Source organism: Blastomonas sp. CCH1-A6 (assembly GCF_001556365.1).
GTDB classification, from domain to species: Bacteria; Pseudomonadota; Alphaproteobacteria; order Sphingomonadales; family Sphingomonadaceae; genus Blastomonas; species Blastomonas ursincola.
Map to the genome: position 1 here is coordinate 1 of NZ_LSIS01000468.1, position 237 is coordinate 237.

Annotated in this window: 1 protein-coding gene; it reads right to left on the reverse strand. The window is 65.8% G+C overall.

Annotated features, from left to right (window positions below; all coding sequences use genetic code 11):
• Nucleotides 1-237 (reverse strand): Tn3 family transposase (locus AX735_RS20990; protein ID WP_156447568.1); only part of this gene is annotated, 237 nt, incomplete at both ends.

Below are 237 nucleotides of genomic sequence, written 5' to 3' on the forward strand. Positions count from 1 at the left end.
ACGCGGCGAGCTTTCGCAGCATGACCGATGGCGCGACATGGCCGGCCTTGATCGAGCCGACGAGGCGCAGCACGTCATCCCATTGTTCAGCGATGATGTCGGTGCGGATACGCTTGCCCATTAGCGGGGCGATGGCCGGATAGGCCTTAACCGGCGCGATCGGCGCGAGGCGCCGGTCTGGAAAGTCGCGCAGGCGCGGGCAGAAGCGAAATCCCAGCATCGCGCACAGGGCGAAGA